The following is a 20,578-nucleotide window of genomic DNA, read 5'->3' as shown; positions in this document are numbered from 1 at the left end:
CAGGTCATACCCAATACCCCTAAATCCTTGAAGCTGTTTGTTTAGCACTGGCGGGTTCAACAGGCAATGGTTGAGCAGCTTTTAAGACCACATCCAACAACCCTGGAAACAGCACCTCTAAATCTTCACGCCGCAGGATGTTAATGTGGTGTGTCCCTTCTTTGCGTGTGAAGACTATCCCCGACTCCCGCAAAATCTTGAAGTGGTTGGACATAGTAGACTTAGCGATCGCAAAATCAAACCTGGCACAGCATTGTTCCCCCTCAGTCGCCAACAGCCGCACAATCTCTAGCCGCACCGGATCGCCCAATGCATACAACACGCCTGGTAAAGAAATATTTTTTCGATCTGGATGATAAAGGAATCTCATAGTTGCATTATCTCATCAGGTGGCATATATTTTTATTATTCGATATTATCGAATAATAGAATTAAGTAGGAAGGCAATTTATGTCATCCATTACAAACGTCACAGAAGCCACATTCAAGCAAGAAGTCTTGGAAAGTGAAATTCCGGTATTAGTGGACTTTTGGGCACCGTGGTGCGGCCCTTGCCGGATGGTGGGCCCAGTCGTCGATGAAGTTGCTGCTGAATACGAAGGACAGGTGAAATTTGTGAAGTTGAACACAGATCAAAATCCTACTGTCGCTAGCCACTATGGAATTCGCAGCATTCCGACATTGATGGTTTTTAAAGGAGGTCGCCAGGTCGATACTGTCGTAGGGGCGGTTCCAAAAACTACCTTGAATAAGACCTTAGCACAGCATCTTTAATCTAGGTACTATTGTGAGATGCATTTAGTTTGCAGCCTTCTCTAGTCAAGGGAGGCAGGAGTCAAAATATATAAGACTCCTGACTCCTGAATTATGTTTCAACTAACGGAGAAAGAGCGAAATGGACTTGAAATTGCATGGTAAATCCGCCCTGGTCAGTGGCTCAACCGCAGGTATTGGTTTGGCGATCGCTTTTGGGCTAGCTCAAGAGGGTGCATCAGTAATTGTCAACGGTCGGTCTGAAGAACGAGTAGCAGATGCGATCGCTAAAATTAAGTATTCTACACCCGACGCAAAAGTTTCTGGTGTTGTTGCTGATGCAGGCACTGCATCAGGGGTAGAGAAACTCATTCAAGAGGTTCCTCACGTTGATATACTCATAAACAATGTGGGTATTTATGAGCCAAAAACCTTCTTTGATATTACTGATGAAGACTGGTTAAAGATATTTGAGGTTAACGTCCTCAGTGGAGTCCGTTTGAGTCGGCAATATCTGCAAAAGCAGCTAGAGCAAAACTGGGGGCGGATAGTTTTTATCTCCAGCGAATCTGCTATTCAGATCCCAGTGGAAATGATTCACTACGGCACAACTAAGACGGCACAACTTGCCATTGCCAGAGGTCTAGCAGAAATGACTGTGGGGACTGGAGTTACAGTAAACTCTGTCCTACCAGGGCCAACTCGTTCGGAAGGAGTTGAGGATTTTATCACCAACCTGGCACAGGAACGCGGTATTACTCGCGCTGACGTTGAGGCTGAATTTTTTCAAAATGTGCGTCCAAGTTCCTTAATCAAACGCTTTGCAACTAGCGAAGAAGTAGCAGCGATCGTAGTTTATCTTTCTAGTCCCGTAGCATCGGCAACTAATGGTGCAGCTTTGCGGGTAGATGGTGGCGTTATTCGGTCGATTGTTTAGTATTTGAACCACAACTGCATAGTCTATTTACCTGGAAATAACTGTAATGCGCTGCACACAAAATTGGGTATGGGGAAAACTCTTTCCTTATCCTCCTTATCTGGCAGATGTGGGGTTCCGAATTTTGAATTTTGAATTTTGAATTGGAGCGAAACGACATGACTACTGATATCAACTTATTCTCTCCTTATCAATTAGGAAATCTGGAACTACCTAACCGGATAGTGATGGCACCCTTAACCCGAAACAGGGCAGGTCAGGGAAACGTACCACACCAACTGAGTTGGGGATATTCAGATTTTCACAAGTGATAACATTACCGTCTCTGCTTTGATTTTTCATAGTACAGCAACCACTATAGGGAATGAGGCGGTTGGAATTACGGCTCATGCGACGCTTGTATGGGAGAAGCGAGAGGGACAATGGCGCATTATCCACAAGCATATCTCTAACCCGGTTAACATTCGCAATTAAAGAGGAACACAATTAAAGAGGAACATATTACATTGCTTTGCTCTTTAAGGCTCTTAATCACTTCAGGTATAAAATCTGAAACCCTCGCATAACTCAACTATCAGGAGAATCTCATGAGTTCGATCATCCAAACCCAACCTTTAGATGTACCCAGTGCGATCGCAAAACGTCGTTCTATCAAAACTTTTAAAACAGACCCCATCACCCCAGAACTGCTCAAGCAACTAGTAGAGTTAACCGTGGCTGCACCCAGCAGCTATAATATCCAGGACTGGCAAATTATTCTTGTGCAAGATGAAGCGCAAAAGGCAGCATTGTCAGCAGCATCTTTTAATCAACAGCAAATTGTCCAAGCACCTGTTACCTTTGTCTTTGCCGCCGATCCTAATGCAGGCGAACAAAACTTGACCCCAATTCTAGAGCGGGGACTCGAAACTGGGGCATGGAATGAAGGCACGGTAAACTACTTTAAAACCGCCGTCCCCCAATTTCAAGCGGCGTTGGGCGAGAAGCGACGCGAATATGCGATCAAAGATGCCATCATTGCTGCTACCCATTTGGTGTTAGCGGCAGAAAGTCTGGGATTATCCACATGTTTTATGAACGGTTGGATTGAGGATCAAGTAAAAGAAGTGATTGGTGCTGGGGATAATCCAGATTTAGCGATCGCTGTTTTAGTTCCTGTGGGTTATGCAGCCGAACCACGCTTAAATCCAGGTCGTTTGCCATTCTCCTCTAACGTCTCTGTAGACAGAATTGGGAACCCTTATGCAGGGTAGTTTTTCCTAAATTGGGAATGGGGCATTGGGCATTGGGAATAGGGGATGAGTCTTTAATACTCGCCGACAAGTCTTTGATACTCGTGAATAAGTCTTTGAACTCCGTTAATGAGTCTTTAATACTCGCCGACGAGTCTTTGATACTCGTGAATAAGTCTTTGAACTCCGTTAACGAGTCTTTAATACTCGCCGACGAGTCTTTGATACTCCTGAATGAGTATTTTAACTCCATTAACGAGTCTTTAATACTCGCCGACGAGTCTTTGATACTCGTGAATGAGTATTTTAACTCCACTCGTCTGCCCTTCTGCTCCCCTGCCCCCTACCCCCTACTCTCCTGCTCCCCACTCCCCCCTCCAAACTATGTCCTTACCTTCCTTCCTATCGCGTCGTTCGTTCCACTATGGCTGGATCGTCGCGGGTTTAACATTCCTAGCCTTGCTGGTAGCAGCAGGAATTCGCTCTGCTCCCGGAGTTTTTATTGTGCCTCTCGAACAAGAGTTTGGCTGGAGTAGAGCAACTATATCTTTGGCAATCTCCATTAACTTAATACTCTACGGATTGATTGGCCCTTTTGCTGCCACAGTTATGGAGCGAATCGGCATTCGCCGGATGATGGTGTTCTCACTTGCTATCATTGCGCTCGGTGTCGGTTTAACCACTTTAATGTCAGCTTCCTGGCAGCTAGTATTGCTGTGGGGTGTAGTTGTCGGTTCTGGTAGCGGAGTTATTGCCCTGGTTTTGGGTGCTATTGTTGTCAATCGCTGGTTTTTGGAAAAGCGGGGTCTAGTTCTGGGCATTTTAACCGCCAGTACAGCCACTGGGCAACTAGTGTTTCTGCCGATGCTGGCCTCAATAGCCGATCGCTTTGGGTGGCGAACTGCGGCTCTCACTCTGACTGGTGTAGCACTTCTAATTATTCCAGCGATCGCAGTCTTTATGCGCGATCGTCCGGCGGATGTCGGTTTGCGAGCCTTTGGCGACAATAGCGAAACTGTGGAAGTGTTACAGCCCAAAGTCAATTCCATCGCCTCCACTCTTAACGCTCTCTGGCTTGGAATGCGTAATCGAGACTTCTGGCTATTATTTGGTAGCTTTTTTGTCTGTGGTGCAAGTACAAACGGGTTAATTGGAACTCATCTAATTCCTGCTTGTATTGACCACGGTATTCCTGAAGTCAAGGCTGCTGGGCTTTTGGCAATCATGGGACTGTTCGATTTTTTTGGAACTACTATGTCCGGTTGGCTATCTGACCGTTGGAACAATCGCTACTTATTGTGCTGGTACTACGGATTGCGGGGTTTATCTTTGATTTTCTTGCCCTTCAGTTTCAACTTTTCTTTCTACGGACTTTCCATTTTCGCCGTCTTCTATGGACTTGATTGGATTGCTACCGTACCACCGACAGTACGTCTTGTTGCCAATGTCTTCGGTAAAGAAAATGTCGGCGTGATGTTCGGTTGGATTGTCGCAGGACACCAGCTTGGTGCAGCTACAGCAGCATTCGGAGCCGGAGTATTGAGAACTTGGACGGGTAGTTATTTACAAGCGTTTATTTTATCAGGTGTTCTCTGTCTGATTGCCGCAGTTTGTGTACTGCAAATTGGTCAGACTCCCACTAAAAGTAATTATCTCGTAGAGAAGAATTCGTAGAGTGTGCGTAAGTCCTGATAACTTGCTTGTTAAGCTTATCCGTGGTTTGATATAGTACGATATCTACATCAGATTATAGTAGTTTACTGACGACTCAATTACCTGAATTAACTTGTCATATCATGTCCGCTAGATTACTTATTAAACCTGAAGAACCCCACCCCGCGAAAGTCTATGCTTTGTCTCCCCTCCCCGAAGAGCGGGGAGGGGCTGGGGGGTGGGGTGCAATGATTGTGGAAATCATAACTAATTATACGGACATGAAATCAGCCACAAAATAAATATAAAACTTTCCATGCCTATCCAAACTATTGGTATTTTAAGTCCGGGTGATATGGGACAAGCGATCGCAGTTGTTCTCAATCAACATGGATTGAAAACTATTGCCGCCCTAAACGATCGCAGTGAACGAACTCGGCAATTAGCAGCCGCAGCCAACATCCAAGATGTGGGTTCCCTCACACAACTGGTAATTGAATCTGATGTGGTGTTGTCAGTTCTAGTTCCCGCAGCGGCTACCCAAGCGGCGAAGCAAGTAGCTGAGGCGATCGGCAATGTGGGTAAATCCATTCTCTACGTTGACTGTAATGCGATCGCACCCCAAAAAGTTATAAATATCGGCCAACTCATTGAATCAGTTGGGGGAACATTCGTAGATGCATCAATTATTGGCCCACCGCCGCGAGTTCCTAATCGCACCCGCATTTACACTTCAGGAAAACAAGCAAATCAACTACTACAACTGCGAGATTATGGCTTAGATGTGCGGGTAATTGGTGATGAAATTGGTCAGGCTTCCGGGTTGAAAATGTCTTATGCAGCTCTGACAAAAGGACTTACAGCAATCGGCACAGAATTACTAATTGCAGCCCATCGTTTAGGTTTGGATAAGGAACTATGGGATGAAGTATCTAGTAGCCAAAAAGAACTTGCTAGCATCTTAACCCGTTCCATTCCATCGATGACACCGAAAGCGCATCGTTGGGTAGGAGAAATGGAAGAGATTGCAGAAACTTTTAAAGAGTTGGGTCTGACTGAGGGCATTTTTTACGGAGCCGCTGACGTTTACCGTTTGGTGAAAGACACCTCCTTGGGTAAGGAAACACCAGAAGAGTCTAATCGCGACCGCCCCTTGGATGAAATCATAACAATCCTCTCCAATGAAGCAAGTTCGGACACTTAATCTTGAGTATTTTATCGATGGGGTAAAAAGCGAGAATCTATGACTCAAGAGCAATGGACTGCGGTCGATCGTTACTTTACCGATCTACTTGTACCGCCTGACCCTGCGTTGGATAAAGCGCTCCAGACTAGCGCCGCCGCCGGATTACCACCACACAATGTTTCGCCGAACCAAGGCAAGCTGCTGCTGCTGTTGGCGCAAATCCAAGGAGCGCGAAGCATCCTGGAGATTGGCACACTAGGCGGCTATAGTACTATCTGGCTAGCGCGGGCGTTACCCAGCGATAGCCGTCTAATCACGCTGGAGGCAAACCCAAAGCACGCCGAAGTTGCTCGTACCAATATCGCCCACGCTGGTCTGTCCCATATTGTTGACCTCCGGCTCGGACAGGCACTCTCTACGCTGCCACAGATTGCCGCTGAGGGTCACGGCCCATTTGACTTGATCTTCATTGATGCTGACAAGCCAAGCAATCCCGAATACTTCGCGTGGGCGCTCCAGCTTTCCCGTCGCGGTAGCCTGATCATCGCTGATAATGTTGTGCGTAACGGAGCAGTGATTGATGATGCCAGCAACGATGCTAGCGTTCAGGGGGTGCGTCGCTTCAACGAACTGCTTGCCTCTGAGCCGCGCGTCAGTGCTACGGCAATCCAGACCGTGGGTAGTAAAGGATACGACGGCTTTGCGATCGCGATCGTCACCGCCGACGAATAATCCGAAGATGATATGAGACCCTTACTGTTGTGTCAGCTTCCCGCAGAGTACGGAAGTTAAGTAGCTCAAAATCATCCTGCCCCCTACCTCCATCCTAAATAGCTTTCATTGGCAGACTGACAACGAATGTCGCCCCCTTTCCAATTCCTGGACTTTCGGCCAAGACTGTGCCACCGTGTAATTCTACCAAGTGACGGACGATCGCTAACCCTAATCCTAGTCCGCCATGCGATCGCGTGCTGGAACTGTCAGCTTGACGAAAGCGTTCAAATACATGGGGTAGGAATTCAGCAGCAATTCCCCCTCCCGTATCACTCACCCGAATTTGCACATAAGATTCAATATGCTCCAATTGCACATCAACTCTGCCGCCCTTGGGTGTAAACTTGACGGCGTTGGAGAGCAAATTCCACACAACCTGTTGCAAGCGGTTGGCATCACCCACAACTACCTCTACTTTCGGGTCGAATCTACACTTGATATTAATCTCTTTAGCCTGGGCTGCTAGGTACACAGTATCGATTGCCGCCTCTACAAGTGATACAAGTTCTACCCGATCCATACTTAAATGGAGTGTGCCTCTAATAATCCGTGACACATCGAGAACATCTTCAATCAGTTGTGTCAGGGATCTAGTATTCCGTTCAATTGTCTCTAGTGCCCGGACAGTAGTAGTCTCATCAAACTTGCGAGTTCTAAGTAGCTGTGCCCAGCCCAGTATAGCGTTCAAGGGTGTACGGAGTTCGTGGGAGAGTGTGCCAAGAAACTCATCCTTCATGCGGTTGGCAGTTTCGGCATCGGCGCGTGCTGCTTGTTCGCGTTTAAGCAGTTGTTCGCGTTCTTGCTCTGCTTGCTTGCGATCGGTAATATCTGTGATTAGGGCAACAAATCCTGGAACTTTCCCCTCCTGACTAAACTGGGGAATGTAAGTGACATTCACGTAATGATTTGTGCCATCTTTATGAGGTAACTGAGTTTCGTAAGTTACTTGCTCTCCTGAGAGTACCGTTTCTACATAAGGAAGAATCGACTGATAAACTGACTCTCCCAGAATTTCTCTAATGTGTTTACCAGAAATTTCGGAAGCAGGAAGCCCAAACCAGTCTTCATATTCTTTGTTATTAAAGCGATAACGCTGCTCCCCATCAACATAAGAAATCTTGACGGGCACAGCATTTGTAATTAGGCGCAGTTCATCTTCTCTTTCACGGAGTGCTGCTTCCGTTCGTTTGCGTTCTGTAATGTCGCGTTGAGTTCCCCACGCTCTAACTAAAAACCCATTTTCAACAATTCCCACCAGATTATTCAAAAAATATTTGGAATTACCTTGCTTATCTATTTCATGAGACTCGGCATCGATTAGTCGGTAGTTAGAACGGATAAAGTTACGCAGGTATGCAATATTATGTGGATCAGAGGCAACAAGAAAGTCTCCTAGTCTGACACCGATAATATCTTCGGCACGAGAACAGCCATACATCTGCGCCATAACATTGTTGCATTCTGCTAAGTAAACATATTGGTAAAAATGTTGAATTTGTTCATCTTCTGGACAATCTAGGGAAATTGGTACTTCCAGTTCGATGCACCAAATACCTTCTGAACTCTGCTCTAAAAAAGTGCGGTAGCGTTCTTCGCTTTTGGAAAGGGCAAGCTCTACTTGTTTGCGTTTGCTTAAATCAATCACAAAAGAGATAATATCATCTTGGTTATTTTCTAACAAAGCAGAACCTAACAGGATGGGAACGCGGCTACGATCTTTGCGGATGTATTCGTTCTCAAAGGGCTGACACACGCCTTTAGTTGTGAGTTCTGCGTTAGCGTTCGCGGAGCGTCTCGTAGAGAAGCTCACCGTTGGCGTAGCGTCTCGCAGAGAAGGTATCGCACTGTTGTTAGTTTCAATATATTCTGGTGGGATCATGTCGCGCCATCGGACTCGCCCTGCTAGCAAATCCTCCTGCGAATAACCTACCATTCCTAAAAAAGCATCATTAGCCTCTGCGATCGCTCCGTCCATATTGGCTACAATTACTCCAATGATGTTGGACTCTACTAAGCTTCTAAACCTGGCTTCGCTCACCTGTAGTTTCTGCAAACTGTTTTGAAGATGTTGTTTGGCAGTGCGTAATTCTGAGTTCAGCAAGTTAATAATTGTTGTCACCAGCACAAACAAGCCTAAGCCCAGTATATTGTCTAGACTCGCAACCAAGAGCGAAAATACTGGTTCTAAGAAAAAATAGCTGACGGCTAAAGTAGACAAAGCAGTAGCCAGTAACCCTGCTTCCATGCCGCCATACCAGGCACTAACCGCCACGGCAGCAAAAAACAGCAGGAAAATCGTTTGTTTCAGTAGTGGCTGTAGCAATAGTGTTAGTAGCAATACGCTACCAACAGCCAATAGTGCCACAGCATAAGACGCTAGAAGGGAACGTGTTCCTCTCAATGTAGCTTCTCCTTTTATGCAGCTAGCTAAAGGATTATTCCCAAAATCAGCTAGAAAATGCGTAGGCGTAGCCCGTCATAGACATCGCTCAACACCTAATAATGCATCGGAAAAATACATACCTAACTTTATGGGTAAAATATTCTGGATTCTGAATTCTGAATTCTGACTCCTATTTATTAAGTTTTTAAATTAATTCCCTTTAGTATATAAGTCATCATTTCACCTTTACCTTTCACTTGAATCAAACCTCGTTTATCCAATAAGTATTTATCCTTTAAAAGCTGATAACTTGCTTCACAAACCTGGATACTACCTGCAATACCATGTGATTCCATTCTACTAGCTATATTAACTGTATCTCCCCAGAGGTCGTAAGCAAACTTTTTCAACCCAATCACCCCTGCGACTACTGGCCCTGTACTAATGCCAATACGAATGCTAAAGGATTGGTTATTTTCTTTGTTAAAAGTAGCTACAGCATTTTGCATATCCAAAGCCATGTTAGCTATTGCTGGAGCATGGTTATTAGACTGATTTGGCAACCCAGCAACAGCCATATACGCATCACCAATGGTCTTGATTTTCTCTACCCCATGACGTTCTGCTAATTGGTCAAACAAACAGAATATTGTATTTAATAACTCGACTAATTCTGCGGGAGAGGTGTGGGATGAAAGCTCTGTAAAGCCAACAATATCAGCAAATAGCACCGTAACTTCCAGAAAGTTATCGGCAATAGTTGCTGGCTGTTGTTTTAATTGTTCTGCAATCATCTCTGGCAGAATATTTAGTAGTAGCCGTTCTGATTTGTGCTGCGCTAGTTCCATTGCCTTACGAGCGTAAAATTCTTTTTTTCGTAAGCGTTCGTATAAATAGACAGAGAAAACACAAATTATGCAAGTCCAAAAGAAATATAATCCTTGCTCAACATAAAAAGCTGATGGATTTTTCAAGATGGGGTTATATAAAATATATAAACTTAAATAGCAAATTATTGTTCCGAGTTGAGATATTAAATGCATCCACCATTGGACTGGAATGATTGTAGCCTGAGTAAGAAACATCAGAGTCCAAATATTGCTTCTTGGTTCTAGATTATTGAATAGTAAAGCTATATCAATTTGGACAGCACAAGTTACAGACCAGCATAAACTCAAAAAAATTAAATCAGGATAGCAGCGACCGATAGGAGTTTTGCATAAACCCCAACAAATAAGAGTGAATAATTCTACTACAAGCCCAATTTGAAAGGCGTATATCTTGCCTTCTAATTGTGAATTTACCCAAAGAAAAAAAGCAATTAAAGTCAAGCCAGCTATCAATACAATCTGCGCCTGCAATTGCAGCCGTTTCAGCAAAAAGCTCTGTCGCTGTTCTTTGTAGGATTCGGACAGGTTATTGTTAGTTTGCCGATAGGACATTCCGTGACTAATGAGCGCATCTAGTTGGGTTTTGTCGGAGTTAGTTGGATGAATCATGCACTTTTTGCGTTATTAGTAATCAAGGGAGTAGGGAGTAGGGAGTGGGGAGTTGGGGAAACAAGGAGAATAACCATGCCCAATGCCCGATGCCCAATGCCCAATCCTCAATGCTCAATACTCATGGCTCGTACCCCTACATTAAATTTTGATCGTGGCACATTAATTTTGCATCCACCACCACGCGGTAAAGGTTGGATGGACTACGCTACGTGGGATGATAGAGTGGAAAAATTTCGCATCCCAGCAATTAGATACCGATCGCTAGTGGAAGCACTACAAGCAGAAGATGTGAATTTTATCGATGAGGCAAAGCAATTTTATCCTGTAGATTTGGTTCCTACCCTGGAAATGGAACCCTATCCCCACCAAACTGAGGCGCTAGCGGCTTGGAAACTGGCGGGTAGACAAGGGGTGGTTGTGCTTCCCACGGCGGCGGGAAAGACTTATTTGGCGCAAATGGCGATGCAGTCAACGCCGCGCACGACGCTGATTGTAGTGCCAACTTTGGATTTGATGCATCAGTGGTATGCACATTTAGTAGCGGCTTTCCCCGATGCTGAGGTGGGATTGCTGGGAGGTGGTTCGCGGGATAGAACGGCAATTTTAGTTGCAACTTATGATAGTGCCGCAATTCACGCTGAGACGTTGGGAAATCAATATGCGTTGATTGTTTTTGATGAATGTCATCATTTACCGACAGATTTTAATCGGGTAATTGCTGAATATGCGATCGCACCTTATCGCCTGGGACTCTCCGCAACACCGGAACGCACCGATGGTAAACACGCTGACTTAAATATCCTTATTGGTCAAGAAGTATATCGCAAACGCGCTGAAGATTTGGCAGGGAAGGCGTTAGCAGAACATGAAATTGTTCAAATTAAGGTAAAGTTATCGCAACTTGAGCGGGAAAGATATAACCAGTTAATTCAAACCCGCAACGACTTTTTGAAGCAATCCAAGATTTCTTTGGGGAGTCTGCAAGGTTGGCAAATGTTCGTGCAAATGAGTGCTAGATCGCAATCTGGACGGAGGGCGATGTTAGCGCACCGGGAAGCGAAAGATATTGCTTTGGGTACTGATGGAAAGTTGCGAATTCTGATTAATTTATTAGCAGAACATTATCCGGCAAGAATTTTGATTTTCACTGCGGATAATGCGACGGTTTACCGCATTTCTCAAGAGTTATTAATTCCAGCAATTACTCATCAAACTCCTGTGAAAGAACGGCATGAGATATTAACAAAGTTTAGAGAGGGTAAATATAATACTTTGGTTGCTTCTCATGTGTTGAATGAAGGTGTTGATGTGCCTGCGGCTTCTGTGGCAATTATTTTATCGGGGACTGGTTCGGCTAGGGAGTATACTCAGCGCTTGGGTAGGATTTTACGGAAGGGGAATATTGAGAATAAGCAGGCGATTTTGTATGAGGTGGTGGCGGAGGATACGAGTGAGGAGGGGACTTCGGCTAGGCGAAGAGGAGAGAGGAAGGTAGGGGAAGAAAAAGAAAGGAAAGGGAATTTACAGGTTGTGTATGGGAGTGGGAAAGAACGGAGTTTGAAGGCTGCGGAACAGTTAGAAATTAATTATTCAACCGGAAGTCCAAAATCTAAAATCCAGAATTCAGATGTTACCAACAGACTTACTGATGCATCGCCAAAACGGGGAGGAGATTATCCCGAAGAGACTGAAGATTGATCGGGAAACTTTGGAGTTGGCGATTGAGTTAATTAATTATTTTCAATCAGCGGTGGGGAAGACTCAGGGTGTGCTTGAGCGACAGCTGACTGATTTTGAAGGAGATTCGACAGATTATCGTGTGAAACGGGGATTAGCTTATATTCTCAAAAGCAGTTTTTGCACTTTTGAGGTGATTAGTCCTCTGGAACCACAAATGTTAAGAGAACGGGTGTTTTCCCTAGCTGCAAAGTCTGTTTCTAGTCGGGAATCAACACAAGTTACTTTAAGTAAAGTTGCTGATGAGTTAACTCAAGAACTTGAACGGGAAGTTTTAACAGAACAGGTTCATAATGGACTATACGCTGATTTATCTGAAAATAAAATTTTGACTGTTTTTGATGCACCAATAGCGCCAGATTTATTAAATAGATATAACTTATCTCAGGTGCAGGGTGTGTTTTATAAGGCCAGTCAACTGGTGTTAAATGCTCACCGGAATGTTCCGGGAGAATATAAGTTGTTATTTCGCTATTTAAAGTTGTTTCAATTGATGGCTTATATTGAGGGTGATGCTGACCACGGGTTTACAATTACCATTGATGGGCCGACGAGTTTGTTTAATCCTAGTACGCGGTATGGGTTAGCGATCGCTAAACTTATTCCGGCTTTACTTCACGTTACTAAATGGAGTCTTTCTTCGATTCTCCAAACCCGTGACACTTATACAAATACTTGGAAAACTGGACGTTTCACTCTCAATTCCGAATGTGGTTTGGTATCCCACTATCCACCAGGTAAGCCCTACGATAGTATGTTAGAAGCATCCTTTGCTGATAAATGGGATGCGTTAAAAAGTGGTTGGGCGTTAGAACGAGAAGTTGATTTGATCCCAATCCCTGGTAGTGTGATGATTCCTGATTTTCGCTTGGTGCATCCTGATGGACGTACTTTCTTATTAGAAATTGTTGGTTATTGGCGACCAGAATATTTACAAAAGAAGTTTTCTCAGGTGCGGCGGGCTGGACGTGATGACTTGATTTTGGCAATTTCCGAGCGACTTAATTTAGAAAAGGCGGGAGTAAAATTAAATGATGTCCCCGCGAGAATTGTTTGGTTTAAAGATAAGTTATTGCCAAAAACTGTATTAGCTGTGATGGATTGATTAAGGAGAAATGAGATGAAAAGTATAGAAACAATTGCCACAGTTAGCAAAGATGGTAAGATTACGGCGCAGTTACCATTGGATATTCCAGAGGGTGAGCATCAGGTGGTAATAGTAATTGATGAGAAGCCTTTAGCTAAGGAAGCAGATAGAAAAGAAAAACGTCCTCCTCTAAACCTTCCTGTGCATAATTATGGCCCTTGGCCTGAAAATCTTTCTTTAAGACGTGAGGATATGTATGACGATTGGGGACGGTGATCCTGTTTTTCTAGACACAAATATTTTGGTGTATGCAAATGTGTCGGAATATCCCTTTCACCAAGCAGTGATGTATTAATCTAATATAAATAGTATGAAAAGTATAGAAACAATTGCCACAGTTACAAAAGATGGTAAGATTACGGCGCAATTACCATTGGATATTCCAGAGGGTGAGCATCAGGTGGTAATAGTAATTGATAAGAAGTCTTTGGTACAAAAACAAGGGAAGAAAGAAAAGAAAGCGCCTCTCAATTTTTCTGCCTATCCTGTAGGATTAGTCTCGGAAAGTTTAATTTTCCGCAGAGAAGACTTTTATGCAAACGACTAATAACTCTGTCTTCATCGATACGAATATTTTAAATGTTTGACTTTTGACTTTTGACTTTTGACTTTCCCAAAGGGGCTGATTAACCCCAAACACTTCTGCGTTCCCAAAACTGGGCAACTCTTTTTTGCCACTCCTCCCAGTAATCTTTGATAACTGCTGATTCAAACCAAAATATTTCAGCTGGCATTTCTGGAATCGCTACTACCAACAGAGCGTGCTTTAGCTGAATGCCATAATCTTGATAATACTCGTTAGCTGCTCCTATGTATGCCGTAAGTTGTAGTGGATGTTCATATAAATGCTCAATTGAGCCTTTGGGTTTATCTGCTGTTTTCCACTCACAAATACAGGGAATACCTTGATAGCTGGCAATACAATCAACTTTGCCAGAATAACCCAAATCATGATGAAAAACTGAGCCTTCCACCAGTCTAACTGTGTCGATTTCTTGTAAAACTGGCTTGATACTCTCCCAATAAGGGCGACTCGCTTCGGGACAAACAGGGTTTTGACCAAGGAGGTAGCGCTCAATTTGCTTGTGTGTTTGGGTTCCCCGACGACTAGCAGATGTAGTAATGCGGGTAGCTTCTTCTGTACCAACACGCGCTTTCCAGTTTAATAATCTGTCTCGGTCTGCTTGTGATTTGGTGGCATTAAGTATTGTAGTCACGCTGGGAAAGCGATTTCCGTTGGCATCTACATAATATTGTTTACCATTTTCTCTCTTGGATGTGGCATTAATGCGTGGTAGCAGTTGGGTATTAAATTGCATTATTAATTCGTGGTTCGTAATTAAGAAAGTGGTGATTATAAATTTAAGTTCATCTTACACACAGGCAAAACTTGCTTTTGCAGGTTTTAAAACTTTAATTTTTATTAGTCCACGTAGGTAGACTAACCTGCGGCAAGCCACAAAGCATCTATGTTTGTATGAGCGCGAATTCTATTCGCCAAATCATTGAAAATAGTTTTATTTGGGAAAATAACGATAAATATCTTTCCGGTGTAGTACTCGCTGAAATAGGACTGTTTCTCCATCAAAAATAAGTCCAATACGATAATCACCGACACGGATGCGATAAGCATTTTCATAACCTTGAAGTTTTTTGAGGTTAGTAATTTCTTCAAAAGATAATATTTGTGGTACTTCTTCAAAAGCAAGGGTTCTAATAGTCTCATAATAAGGTGTACTTTTCAGAGCCTTGAGATCCTTGATAAAGCTGGGTAGATATTGGGTAATCACTCTTGTTCTAGTTGTGCTAATGCTTCATCAATATTCAGAGGTGTTTCATGTTCTACTGCCTTCATTGCTAAGATAAGTCCTTCATCCTCAATAGCTTCTAGCAAGTGTAGATAGTCATCAAAATCTATGATTACTTTGCGGATATTACCTTCCTTATCAGTAATCAGTTCTTGAGCAAAAGGGTATTTATCAGCTTGCATTTGGGTTGTGATTTTAGTAGTCATACTATGACTTTAGCGTTAATAGATATAGTATGGCTTTAGTAAATGTATTTGTGAGATTTGACTCAAGAGAAAAACGCGATAAAATCCGCCTTCCAAGATAAATCTTAATAATTTTGTATTATCTCTTCTCAGATGAGATGCACTAAAGTAAAATATTTCACAGCGTAATTTCGTAATTAATGGGTAAAATATGGAGCCTGTAACCCTGACAGCCGCAGCGATCGCTACCTTAGTGATTACGAAAGCTTTTGAAAAAACTGGCGAAATCCTGGGAGAAAAAGCTTTAGAGCAAGGTGGTAACTTATTATCATTGCTTAAGCGTAAAGAACCTAACACAGCGACAGCTATCGAACTAGCTCAAACACAACGTCTAGATTATGGTCAAGCTTCTCTGGTTGAGCAGGTAGAAGAAGCTGCAAAGAAAGACCCTGAAATTGCTCAAGCTATTGAGGATGTGGCAGATACTGTTAAATCTCAACCCTCTATCATCCAGAATTTTACGAACACAGTTGATAAAAATTATGGCGGGAATGTTGGGAACGTTTCTAATGACAACCGCAATCAAACGTTTAATTTCTGACTACAGTCGCCTGTTGGGGAACAGGTAAAGTCAAATCCCTCTACTGAAACACCGCAAAATTTACCCCACTCAGGGGTGGTGGAGTTTGTCGGGCGTGAGGCTGAATTGCAAATCCTGCATGAGATGTTGCAGGAAAATAATCAGGTGGTAATTGCTGCGATCGCTGGCATGGGTGGACTGGGTAAAACAGAACTGGCCTTACAATATGCAATGGCTCACCGTGAAAACTACAAGGGTGGAATTTGCTGGTTGCTGGCAAAGGCTGGAGATGTGGGTGTTCAAGTTGTGCAGTTTGCCAGAACGCAGCTTGACTTAAACCCACCAGAGGATTTGGATTTACCCGCCCAAGTGCAATACTGTTTTCGGCTTTGGCGCGAAGGTAATGTGCTGCTAGTATTAGACGATGTTGGAGAATATCAACAAGTTAAGCCTTATCTACCTTCGCTATCTTCTCGATTTAAAGTGTTGATTACCACGCGCCAACACTTAGGAGCATCTATAAAGGAATTATCTTTAGATGTATTGCAACCAAAAGCAGCCCTGGAGTTATTAAAGTCATTTTTTAAAGAAACACCACAGCGAATTGAGCAAGAATTAGCTGTTGCAAATCAGTTGTGTGAGTGGTTGGGATATTTGCCTTTGGGTTTGGAATTAGTCGGGCGATATTTGGCGCGAAAACAAGACCTTTCTTTAACAGAGATGTTGCGGCGGTTGGAGAAAAAGCGACTAGCACAACCCGGACTTGTGAAACCAGAAGCCGATATGACAGCACAACGGGGTGTGTTAGCAGCCTTTGAGTTGAGTTGGCAAGAATTAGAGGACAACGATAAGCAGCTTGGCTGTTTATTGAGTTTATTCGCTGCCGCACCTATATCTTGGAACTTGGTGGAACAGTGTTTACCAGAAGAAGACGAGGAAGAGTTAGAGGAAATTAGAGATGATACCTTGCTGAATCTGCATTTGCTACAGCGTAAAGGTGAGGGAATTTACCAACTGCATCAGCTGCTAAGAGAGTTTTTCCAATATAAGCTTACAGGTTTAGAACAGGCAGAAGAATTAAAGCGATCGCTTTGCCAGGTAATGGTAGCAGTTGCCAAAGATATTCCTGAAAACGCTACCCTTAAGCAAATTACTGCTATTTCCCCTGCCATTCCTCATATAGCTGAAGTAGCGAATCATCTCATTCAATACCTCAGCGATGATGATTTAATTTGTACTTTTCTCGGCAACGCTTGGTTTTACAATGGTCAAGGTTTATATAACCAAGCTTTACCCTGGTATAAACAATGTCTAGAAGTCACTAAAAAGCGCTTGGGTGAAGAACATCCAGATGTCGCCACTAGCCTCAACAACCTAGCGTTACTCTACGACTTCCAAGGCAGATACAGCGAAGCCGAACCCCTTTACATCCAAGCTTTAGCACTCAGGCGTCAACTGCTGGGTGAAGAACATCCAGATATCGCCGGAAGCCTCAACAACCTAGCGTCTCTTTACAACTCCCAAGGCAGATACAGCGAAGCCGAACCCCTTTACATCCAAGCTTTAGCACTCAGGCGTCAACTGCTGGGTGAAAAACATCTAGATATCGCCCAAAGCCTCAACAACCTAGCGTATCTCTACCGTGACCAAGGCAGATACAGCGAAGCCGAACCCCTTTACATCCAAGCTTTGGCACTCTGGCGCAAGCTGCTCGGTGAAGAACATCCAGATATCGCCCAAAGCCTCAACAACCTAGCGGCACTCTACTACTCCCAAGGCAGATACAGCCAAGCCGAACCCCTTTACATCCAAGCTTTGGCACTCAGGCGTCAACTGCTGGGTGAAGAACATCCAGATATCGCCCAAAGCCTCAACAACCTAGCGTCTCTTTACAACTCCCAAGGCAGATATAGCGAAGCCGAACCCCTTTACATCCAAGCTTTAGCACTCTGGCGCAAGCTGCTGGGTGAAGAACATCCATCTGTCGCACTTATCCTCAACAACCTAGCGTTACTCTACGAATCCCAAGGCAGATATAGCGAAGCCGAACCCCTTTACATCCAAGCTTTGGCACTCAAGCATCAACTGCTCGGAGATGAACATCCAGATATCGCCATTAGCCTCAACAACCTAGCGTTACTCTACAACTCCCAAGGCAGATACAGCGAAGCCGAACCACTTTACATCCAAGCTTTAGCACTCTGGCGCAAGCTGCTGGGTGAAGAACATCCATCTGTCGCACTTAGCCTCAACAACCTAGCGGCATTCTACCGTGACCAAGGTAGATACAACGATGCCGAACCCCTTTGCATCCAAGCTTTGGCACTCAGGCGCAAACTGCTGGGAGAGGAACATCCAGATTTTGCCATTACTCTCAACAATCTGGCAAAACTCTACTACTTACAAGGACGTTATACCGAAGCTGAACCGTTGTATTTGCAGGCTTTGGAGATTCTTGAGCAACGATTAGGGGTAAGTCATTTCTGGACTGTCAAGTGTTGTGAAAATTTGGCAATTCTTCGCGTAGGCGCAGCCCGCCGCAGGCATCGCCTCCCCTCAAATCCAGAATAAACTACATGGAGCTACAAATTTACAGGTTTTATGAAAAGCGTACCGTAATAAAACTGAAAAGGGCGATCGCTTTAACTCGACCTTTCCTGTTCTGAACTCTGAGGTAGAATGAGGTTCCCCACAACCTACGCCAGTTTTAGTTTTTAGCCTTAACCCAAGCGTATTGTTATATAGGCAATCGCCTTACTCGGAAAGTTTCATTACTTACAGAAATAATTGTCCCTAACTCTAAATCTTCCTGGCATTCACTCAAAACTTGAGTCAACCGTTCATTAATTGCATCATAATTTTCGTTCCCCAACCTAAACAAAATCACACTGGGTAAACTATCCCCACTCACGGCTAAAAGTTGGGCAAAATCTAAATCTATAGTTAATAAAATTCTTCCTTCTGCACGGGCTTTAATTACAGCTATTTTCATGATAAAACTTGAAGGAGCTTTAGCGAAGCTCACCAAAGGTATCGCCTAGACTAAAATTCATATTGAATTAAGTAAAAATGCCTGATTACTTACTCAAAAGCAGCTTTGACTTACTCAAAAGCAGCTTTTGCTTTCTCAAAAGCAGCTTTGACTTTCTCATTTTGGTGTTTTCCGCAAGCAAAAGCAGCTTTGACTTTCTCAAAAGCAGCTTTTGCTTACTCATTTTAGTGTTTTCCGCAAGCAAAATAAGCTTTGACTTTCTCAAAAGCAGCTTTTGCTTACTCATTTGAGTAATTCACGCATTCATTTTGGTATATCATTGAGCCGAAAGCTGGTGTAGGCGTAGCCCGTCGTAGACATCGCTTTAGAAAAGAAGTATAAATCGACAAGCGATCGCTAAAACTTTACCTCACTAAGCTACATCAATTACTGGTATTGGCGAACTTTAAAGACTATTGCATCATCTTAAAACTTGTTCTGTGAAGGAATTCATGCTTTGATGCGTTAAATGCTATCTCAAATATCATAAGTTGTATTCCTTAAGTGCATCCAGTTTCTCCATGTCAAAACCCGCCGATGTCAGTACCAAACGCTTAATTAGCCTCGCACCCAACAATTGGGTAAAATGGGTAACACAAATCCCTGATGTCGTTGCAGGCGAAATCCTCAATTCCGAGTTTCAGTGGATTAGTAGAGAAAGCGATGTACTTATCCGCGTCGAAAGTAAAGAGTACGGAAAATTTCTCGTTCTCAATGAATTGCAATTGCGGTATAAACCCGAAATGCCACGACGGATGCGTGCTTATGCAGGATTGGCAGAAGAAAAATATAACTTACCAACTTATCCTGTACTGCTCAATATCCTCAAAACGAGTGACGCAGAAATACCCAGGCGATACGAGTCCAATATTGCTGGGTTACAAGTACGCCAAGATTACCGCGTCATTAACCTCTGGGAAGTTGATGTTAGCATCGCCTTTGAACAACCCTTACCCTCATTGCTTCCCTTTGTAGCAATTCTTAAAGGTGGTGAAAAAGAGTCTACAATTCGAGAAGCATTGCGTTTATTGCAAGCGGATGAACAATTCAACCAACTCGAAACAGTCTTAGCATTTTTTGCTACGTTTGTACTAGATAGCGCATTAGTCCAACAAATTATGAGGTGGGATATGACGGTATTGCGTTCCTCGCCGTGGTATGAGGAAATATTGCAACGCGGACAGCAAGAGGGAAGGCTATCAAGCATCGAATTAAGCCTAGAAGTAAAATTTGGCAATGAAGGATTAAATTTCATGCCAAAAATTTCTCAAATATCTGATATCGAGCAACTAAAAGCAATTCAACGTTCTATTCTCACAGCCGAGACTCTAGAGGAACTGAGGCGAATACTCGAAAATATGTAAGAAAAACATGTCTCAATTTATATGCCTCCAATTCCGAGTTTGGAGATGGAATGATGGTATTGTAAAGGTGTAGGCGTAGCTTGTCAGAGATATCGCTCTAGAAAAGAAGTGTAAATCGACAAGTGATCGCTTAGTTTAGAAATGAGCATTACTCAAATAAATCAAATCCCTTTTCGTTTCTCAGCTTTCTGTCAAAAGTTGCTGTCCTCCTGCCTCATCCCAACTACAAATATTTATGCCGTTCTACTTATCCCTCTTCTGTCACTTTCCGGAATAAGAAAGTAATAACTAAGTGAAATTATCCAG

The 20,578-nt window shown here is 43.5% G+C and carries 22 protein-coding genes and 1 pseudogene; 15 read left to right on the top strand and 8 right to left on the bottom strand.

The features are described 5' to 3' along the window. Positions 1-19: 19 nt before the first annotated feature. Positions 20-370, bottom strand: coding sequence for a helix-turn-helix transcriptional regulator (locus HWQ40_RS34600; protein WP_292786984.1), 351 nt, complete (start codon positions 368-370; stop codon positions 20-22). Positions 371-450: 80 nt separating this feature from the next. Between HWQ40_RS34600 and trxA the strand changes: the two genes are divergently transcribed. From trxA to HWQ40_RS34565, 8 genes and pseudogenes are all read left to right on the top strand, one after another. After that, complete coding sequence (gene trxA, locus HWQ40_RS34595; RefSeq protein ID WP_012412473.1) at positions 451-774, top strand: thioredoxin; 324 nt, start codon at positions 451-453, stop codon at positions 772-774. Positions 775-895: 121 nt separating this feature from the next. Further along, the gene (locus HWQ40_RS34590; RefSeq protein WP_292786981.1) at positions 896-1,690 is read left to right on the top strand and encodes an SDR family NAD(P)-dependent oxidoreductase; all 795 of its coding nucleotides are present in this window, start codon (positions 896-898) and stop codon (positions 1,688-1,690) included. A 158-nt stretch (positions 1,691-1,848) separates the two neighbouring features. After that, positions 1,849-1,974, top strand: a pseudogene (locus HWQ40_RS34585) (alkene reductase); the annotation flags it as partial. A gap of 46 nt (positions 1,975-2,020) precedes the next feature. Continuing rightward, complete coding sequence (locus tag HWQ40_RS35805; RefSeq protein WP_366934050.1) at positions 2,021-2,164, top strand: nuclear transport factor 2 family protein; 144 nt, start codon at positions 2,021-2,023, stop codon at positions 2,162-2,164. Between the two features lie 113 nt (positions 2,165-2,277). Beyond that, a complete protein-coding gene (locus tag HWQ40_RS34580; RefSeq protein ID WP_292786979.1) occupies positions 2,278-2,943 on the top strand; it encodes a nitroreductase family protein in 666 nt (221 codons plus the stop codon). A gap of 363 nt (positions 2,944-3,306) precedes the next feature. After that, positions 3,307-4,596 carry an MFS transporter gene (locus tag HWQ40_RS34575; RefSeq protein ID WP_292786976.1) on the top strand — a complete coding sequence of 430 codons (1,290 nt, stop codon included), beginning with the start codon at positions 3,307-3,309 and terminating at the stop codon, positions 4,594-4,596. A 295-nt stretch (positions 4,597-4,891) separates the two neighbouring features. Beyond that, positions 4,892-5,779 carry an NAD(P)-dependent oxidoreductase gene (locus HWQ40_RS34570; RefSeq protein WP_292786973.1) on the top strand — a complete coding sequence of 296 codons (888 nt, stop codon included), beginning with the start codon at positions 4,892-4,894 and terminating at the stop codon, positions 5,777-5,779. 39 nt (positions 5,780-5,818) lie between these two features. Beyond that, entirely contained in the window at positions 5,819-6,493 is a 675-nt protein-coding gene (locus tag HWQ40_RS34565; RefSeq protein WP_292786970.1) for an O-methyltransferase, read from the top strand. A 94-nt stretch (positions 6,494-6,587) separates the two neighbouring features. On the opposite strand, the gene HWQ40_RS34560 is transcribed toward HWQ40_RS34565, so the two are convergent. Both HWQ40_RS34560 and HWQ40_RS34555 read right to left on the bottom strand, forming a co-directional pair. Then, entirely contained in the window at positions 6,588-8,936 is a 2,349-nt protein-coding gene (locus HWQ40_RS34560) for a PAS domain S-box protein (protein ID WP_292786968.1), read from the bottom strand. Between the two features lie 179 nt (positions 8,937-9,115). Next, entirely contained in the window at positions 9,116-10,417 is a 1,302-nt protein-coding gene (locus tag HWQ40_RS34555; protein ID WP_292786966.1) for an adenylate/guanylate cyclase domain-containing protein, read from the bottom strand. 123 nt (positions 10,418-10,540) lie between these two features. Between HWQ40_RS34555 and HWQ40_RS34550 the strand changes: the two genes are divergently transcribed. The 4 genes from HWQ40_RS34550 (at position 10,541) to HWQ40_RS34535 (ending at position 13,851) form a co-directional block, all read left to right on the top strand. Beyond that, positions 10,541-12,118 carry a DEAD/DEAH box helicase family protein gene (locus HWQ40_RS34550; RefSeq protein ID WP_292786996.1) on the top strand — a complete coding sequence of 526 codons (1,578 nt, stop codon included), beginning with the start codon at positions 10,541-10,543 and terminating at the stop codon, positions 12,116-12,118. Continuing rightward, on the top strand, positions 12,048-13,262 hold the full coding sequence (locus HWQ40_RS34545; protein WP_292786963.1) for a DUF790 family protein: 1,215 nt from the start codon (positions 12,048-12,050) through the stop codon (positions 13,260-13,262). Before HWQ40_RS34550 ends, HWQ40_RS34545 begins: the two co-directional genes overlap by 71 nt. A gap of 15 nt (positions 13,263-13,277) precedes the next feature. Continuing rightward, entirely contained in the window at positions 13,278-13,520 is a 243-nt protein-coding gene (locus tag HWQ40_RS34540; protein ID WP_292786960.1) for a hypothetical protein, read from the top strand. 94 nt (positions 13,521-13,614) lie between these two features. After that, complete coding sequence (locus HWQ40_RS34535; protein ID WP_292786958.1) at positions 13,615-13,851, top strand: hypothetical protein; 237 nt, start codon at positions 13,615-13,617, stop codon at positions 13,849-13,851. Between the two features lie 79 nt (positions 13,852-13,930). Here HWQ40_RS34535 and HWQ40_RS34530 read toward each other — a convergent pair whose 3' ends face one another. The 3 genes from HWQ40_RS34530 to HWQ40_RS34520 form a co-directional block, all read right to left on the bottom strand. Beyond that, positions 13,931-14,623: a PD-(D/E)XK nuclease family protein gene (locus tag HWQ40_RS34530; RefSeq protein ID WP_292786956.1), complete on the bottom strand. Its 693-nt coding sequence runs from the start codon at positions 14,621-14,623 to the stop codon at positions 13,931-13,933. 198 nt (positions 14,624-14,821) lie between these two features. Beyond that, positions 14,822-15,094 (bottom strand): type II toxin-antitoxin system RelE/ParE family toxin, encoded by a 273-nt coding sequence (locus HWQ40_RS34525; RefSeq protein WP_292786954.1) that lies wholly within the window; start codon positions 15,092-15,094, stop codon positions 14,822-14,824. Continuing rightward, positions 15,091-15,318: a hypothetical protein gene (locus HWQ40_RS34520; protein ID WP_292786951.1), complete on the bottom strand. Its 228-nt coding sequence runs from the start codon at positions 15,316-15,318 to the stop codon at positions 15,091-15,093. Before HWQ40_RS34520 ends, HWQ40_RS34525 begins: the two co-directional genes overlap by 4 nt. Positions 15,319-15,508: 190 nt before the next feature. Between HWQ40_RS34520 and HWQ40_RS34515 the strand changes: the two genes are divergently transcribed. Together HWQ40_RS34515 and HWQ40_RS34510 are read left to right on the top strand one after the other, a co-directional pair. Beyond that, positions 15,509-15,898, top strand: coding sequence for a hypothetical protein (locus HWQ40_RS34515; protein ID WP_292786948.1), 390 nt, complete (start codon positions 15,509-15,511; stop codon positions 15,896-15,898). A gap of 75 nt (positions 15,899-15,973) precedes the next feature. After that, positions 15,974-18,448, top strand: a complete 2,475-nt coding sequence (locus HWQ40_RS34510) for a tetratricopeptide repeat protein (RefSeq protein ID WP_292786945.1) — start codon at positions 15,974-15,976, stop codon at positions 18,446-18,448. Between the two features lie 166 nt (positions 18,449-18,614). On the opposite strand, the gene HWQ40_RS34505 is transcribed toward HWQ40_RS34510, so the two are convergent. Then, positions 18,615-18,869 (bottom strand): DUF5615 family PIN-like protein, encoded by a 255-nt coding sequence (locus HWQ40_RS34505; protein ID WP_292786943.1) that lies wholly within the window; start codon positions 18,867-18,869, stop codon positions 18,615-18,617. Between the two features lie 85 nt (positions 18,870-18,954). Then, a complete protein-coding gene (locus HWQ40_RS34500) occupies positions 18,955-19,155 on the bottom strand; it encodes a hypothetical protein (RefSeq protein ID WP_292786941.1) in 201 nt (66 codons plus the stop codon). Positions 19,156-19,429: 274 nt separating this feature from the next. On the opposite strand from HWQ40_RS34500, the gene HWQ40_RS34495 reads away from it, so the two are divergent. Beyond that, positions 19,430-20,272 carry an Rpn family recombination-promoting nuclease/putative transposase gene (locus HWQ40_RS34495; protein WP_292786939.1) on the top strand — a complete coding sequence of 281 codons (843 nt, stop codon included), beginning with the start codon at positions 19,430-19,432 and terminating at the stop codon, positions 20,270-20,272. Positions 20,273-20,578 lie beyond the last annotated feature (306 nt).

The sequence above is a fragment of the Nostoc sp. NMS9 genome (assembly GCF_017114995.1).
Lineage (GTDB): Bacteria > Cyanobacteriota > Cyanobacteriia > Cyanobacteriales > Nostocaceae > Nostoc.
This window is presented reverse-complemented; position numbering and strand designations above follow the sequence as displayed.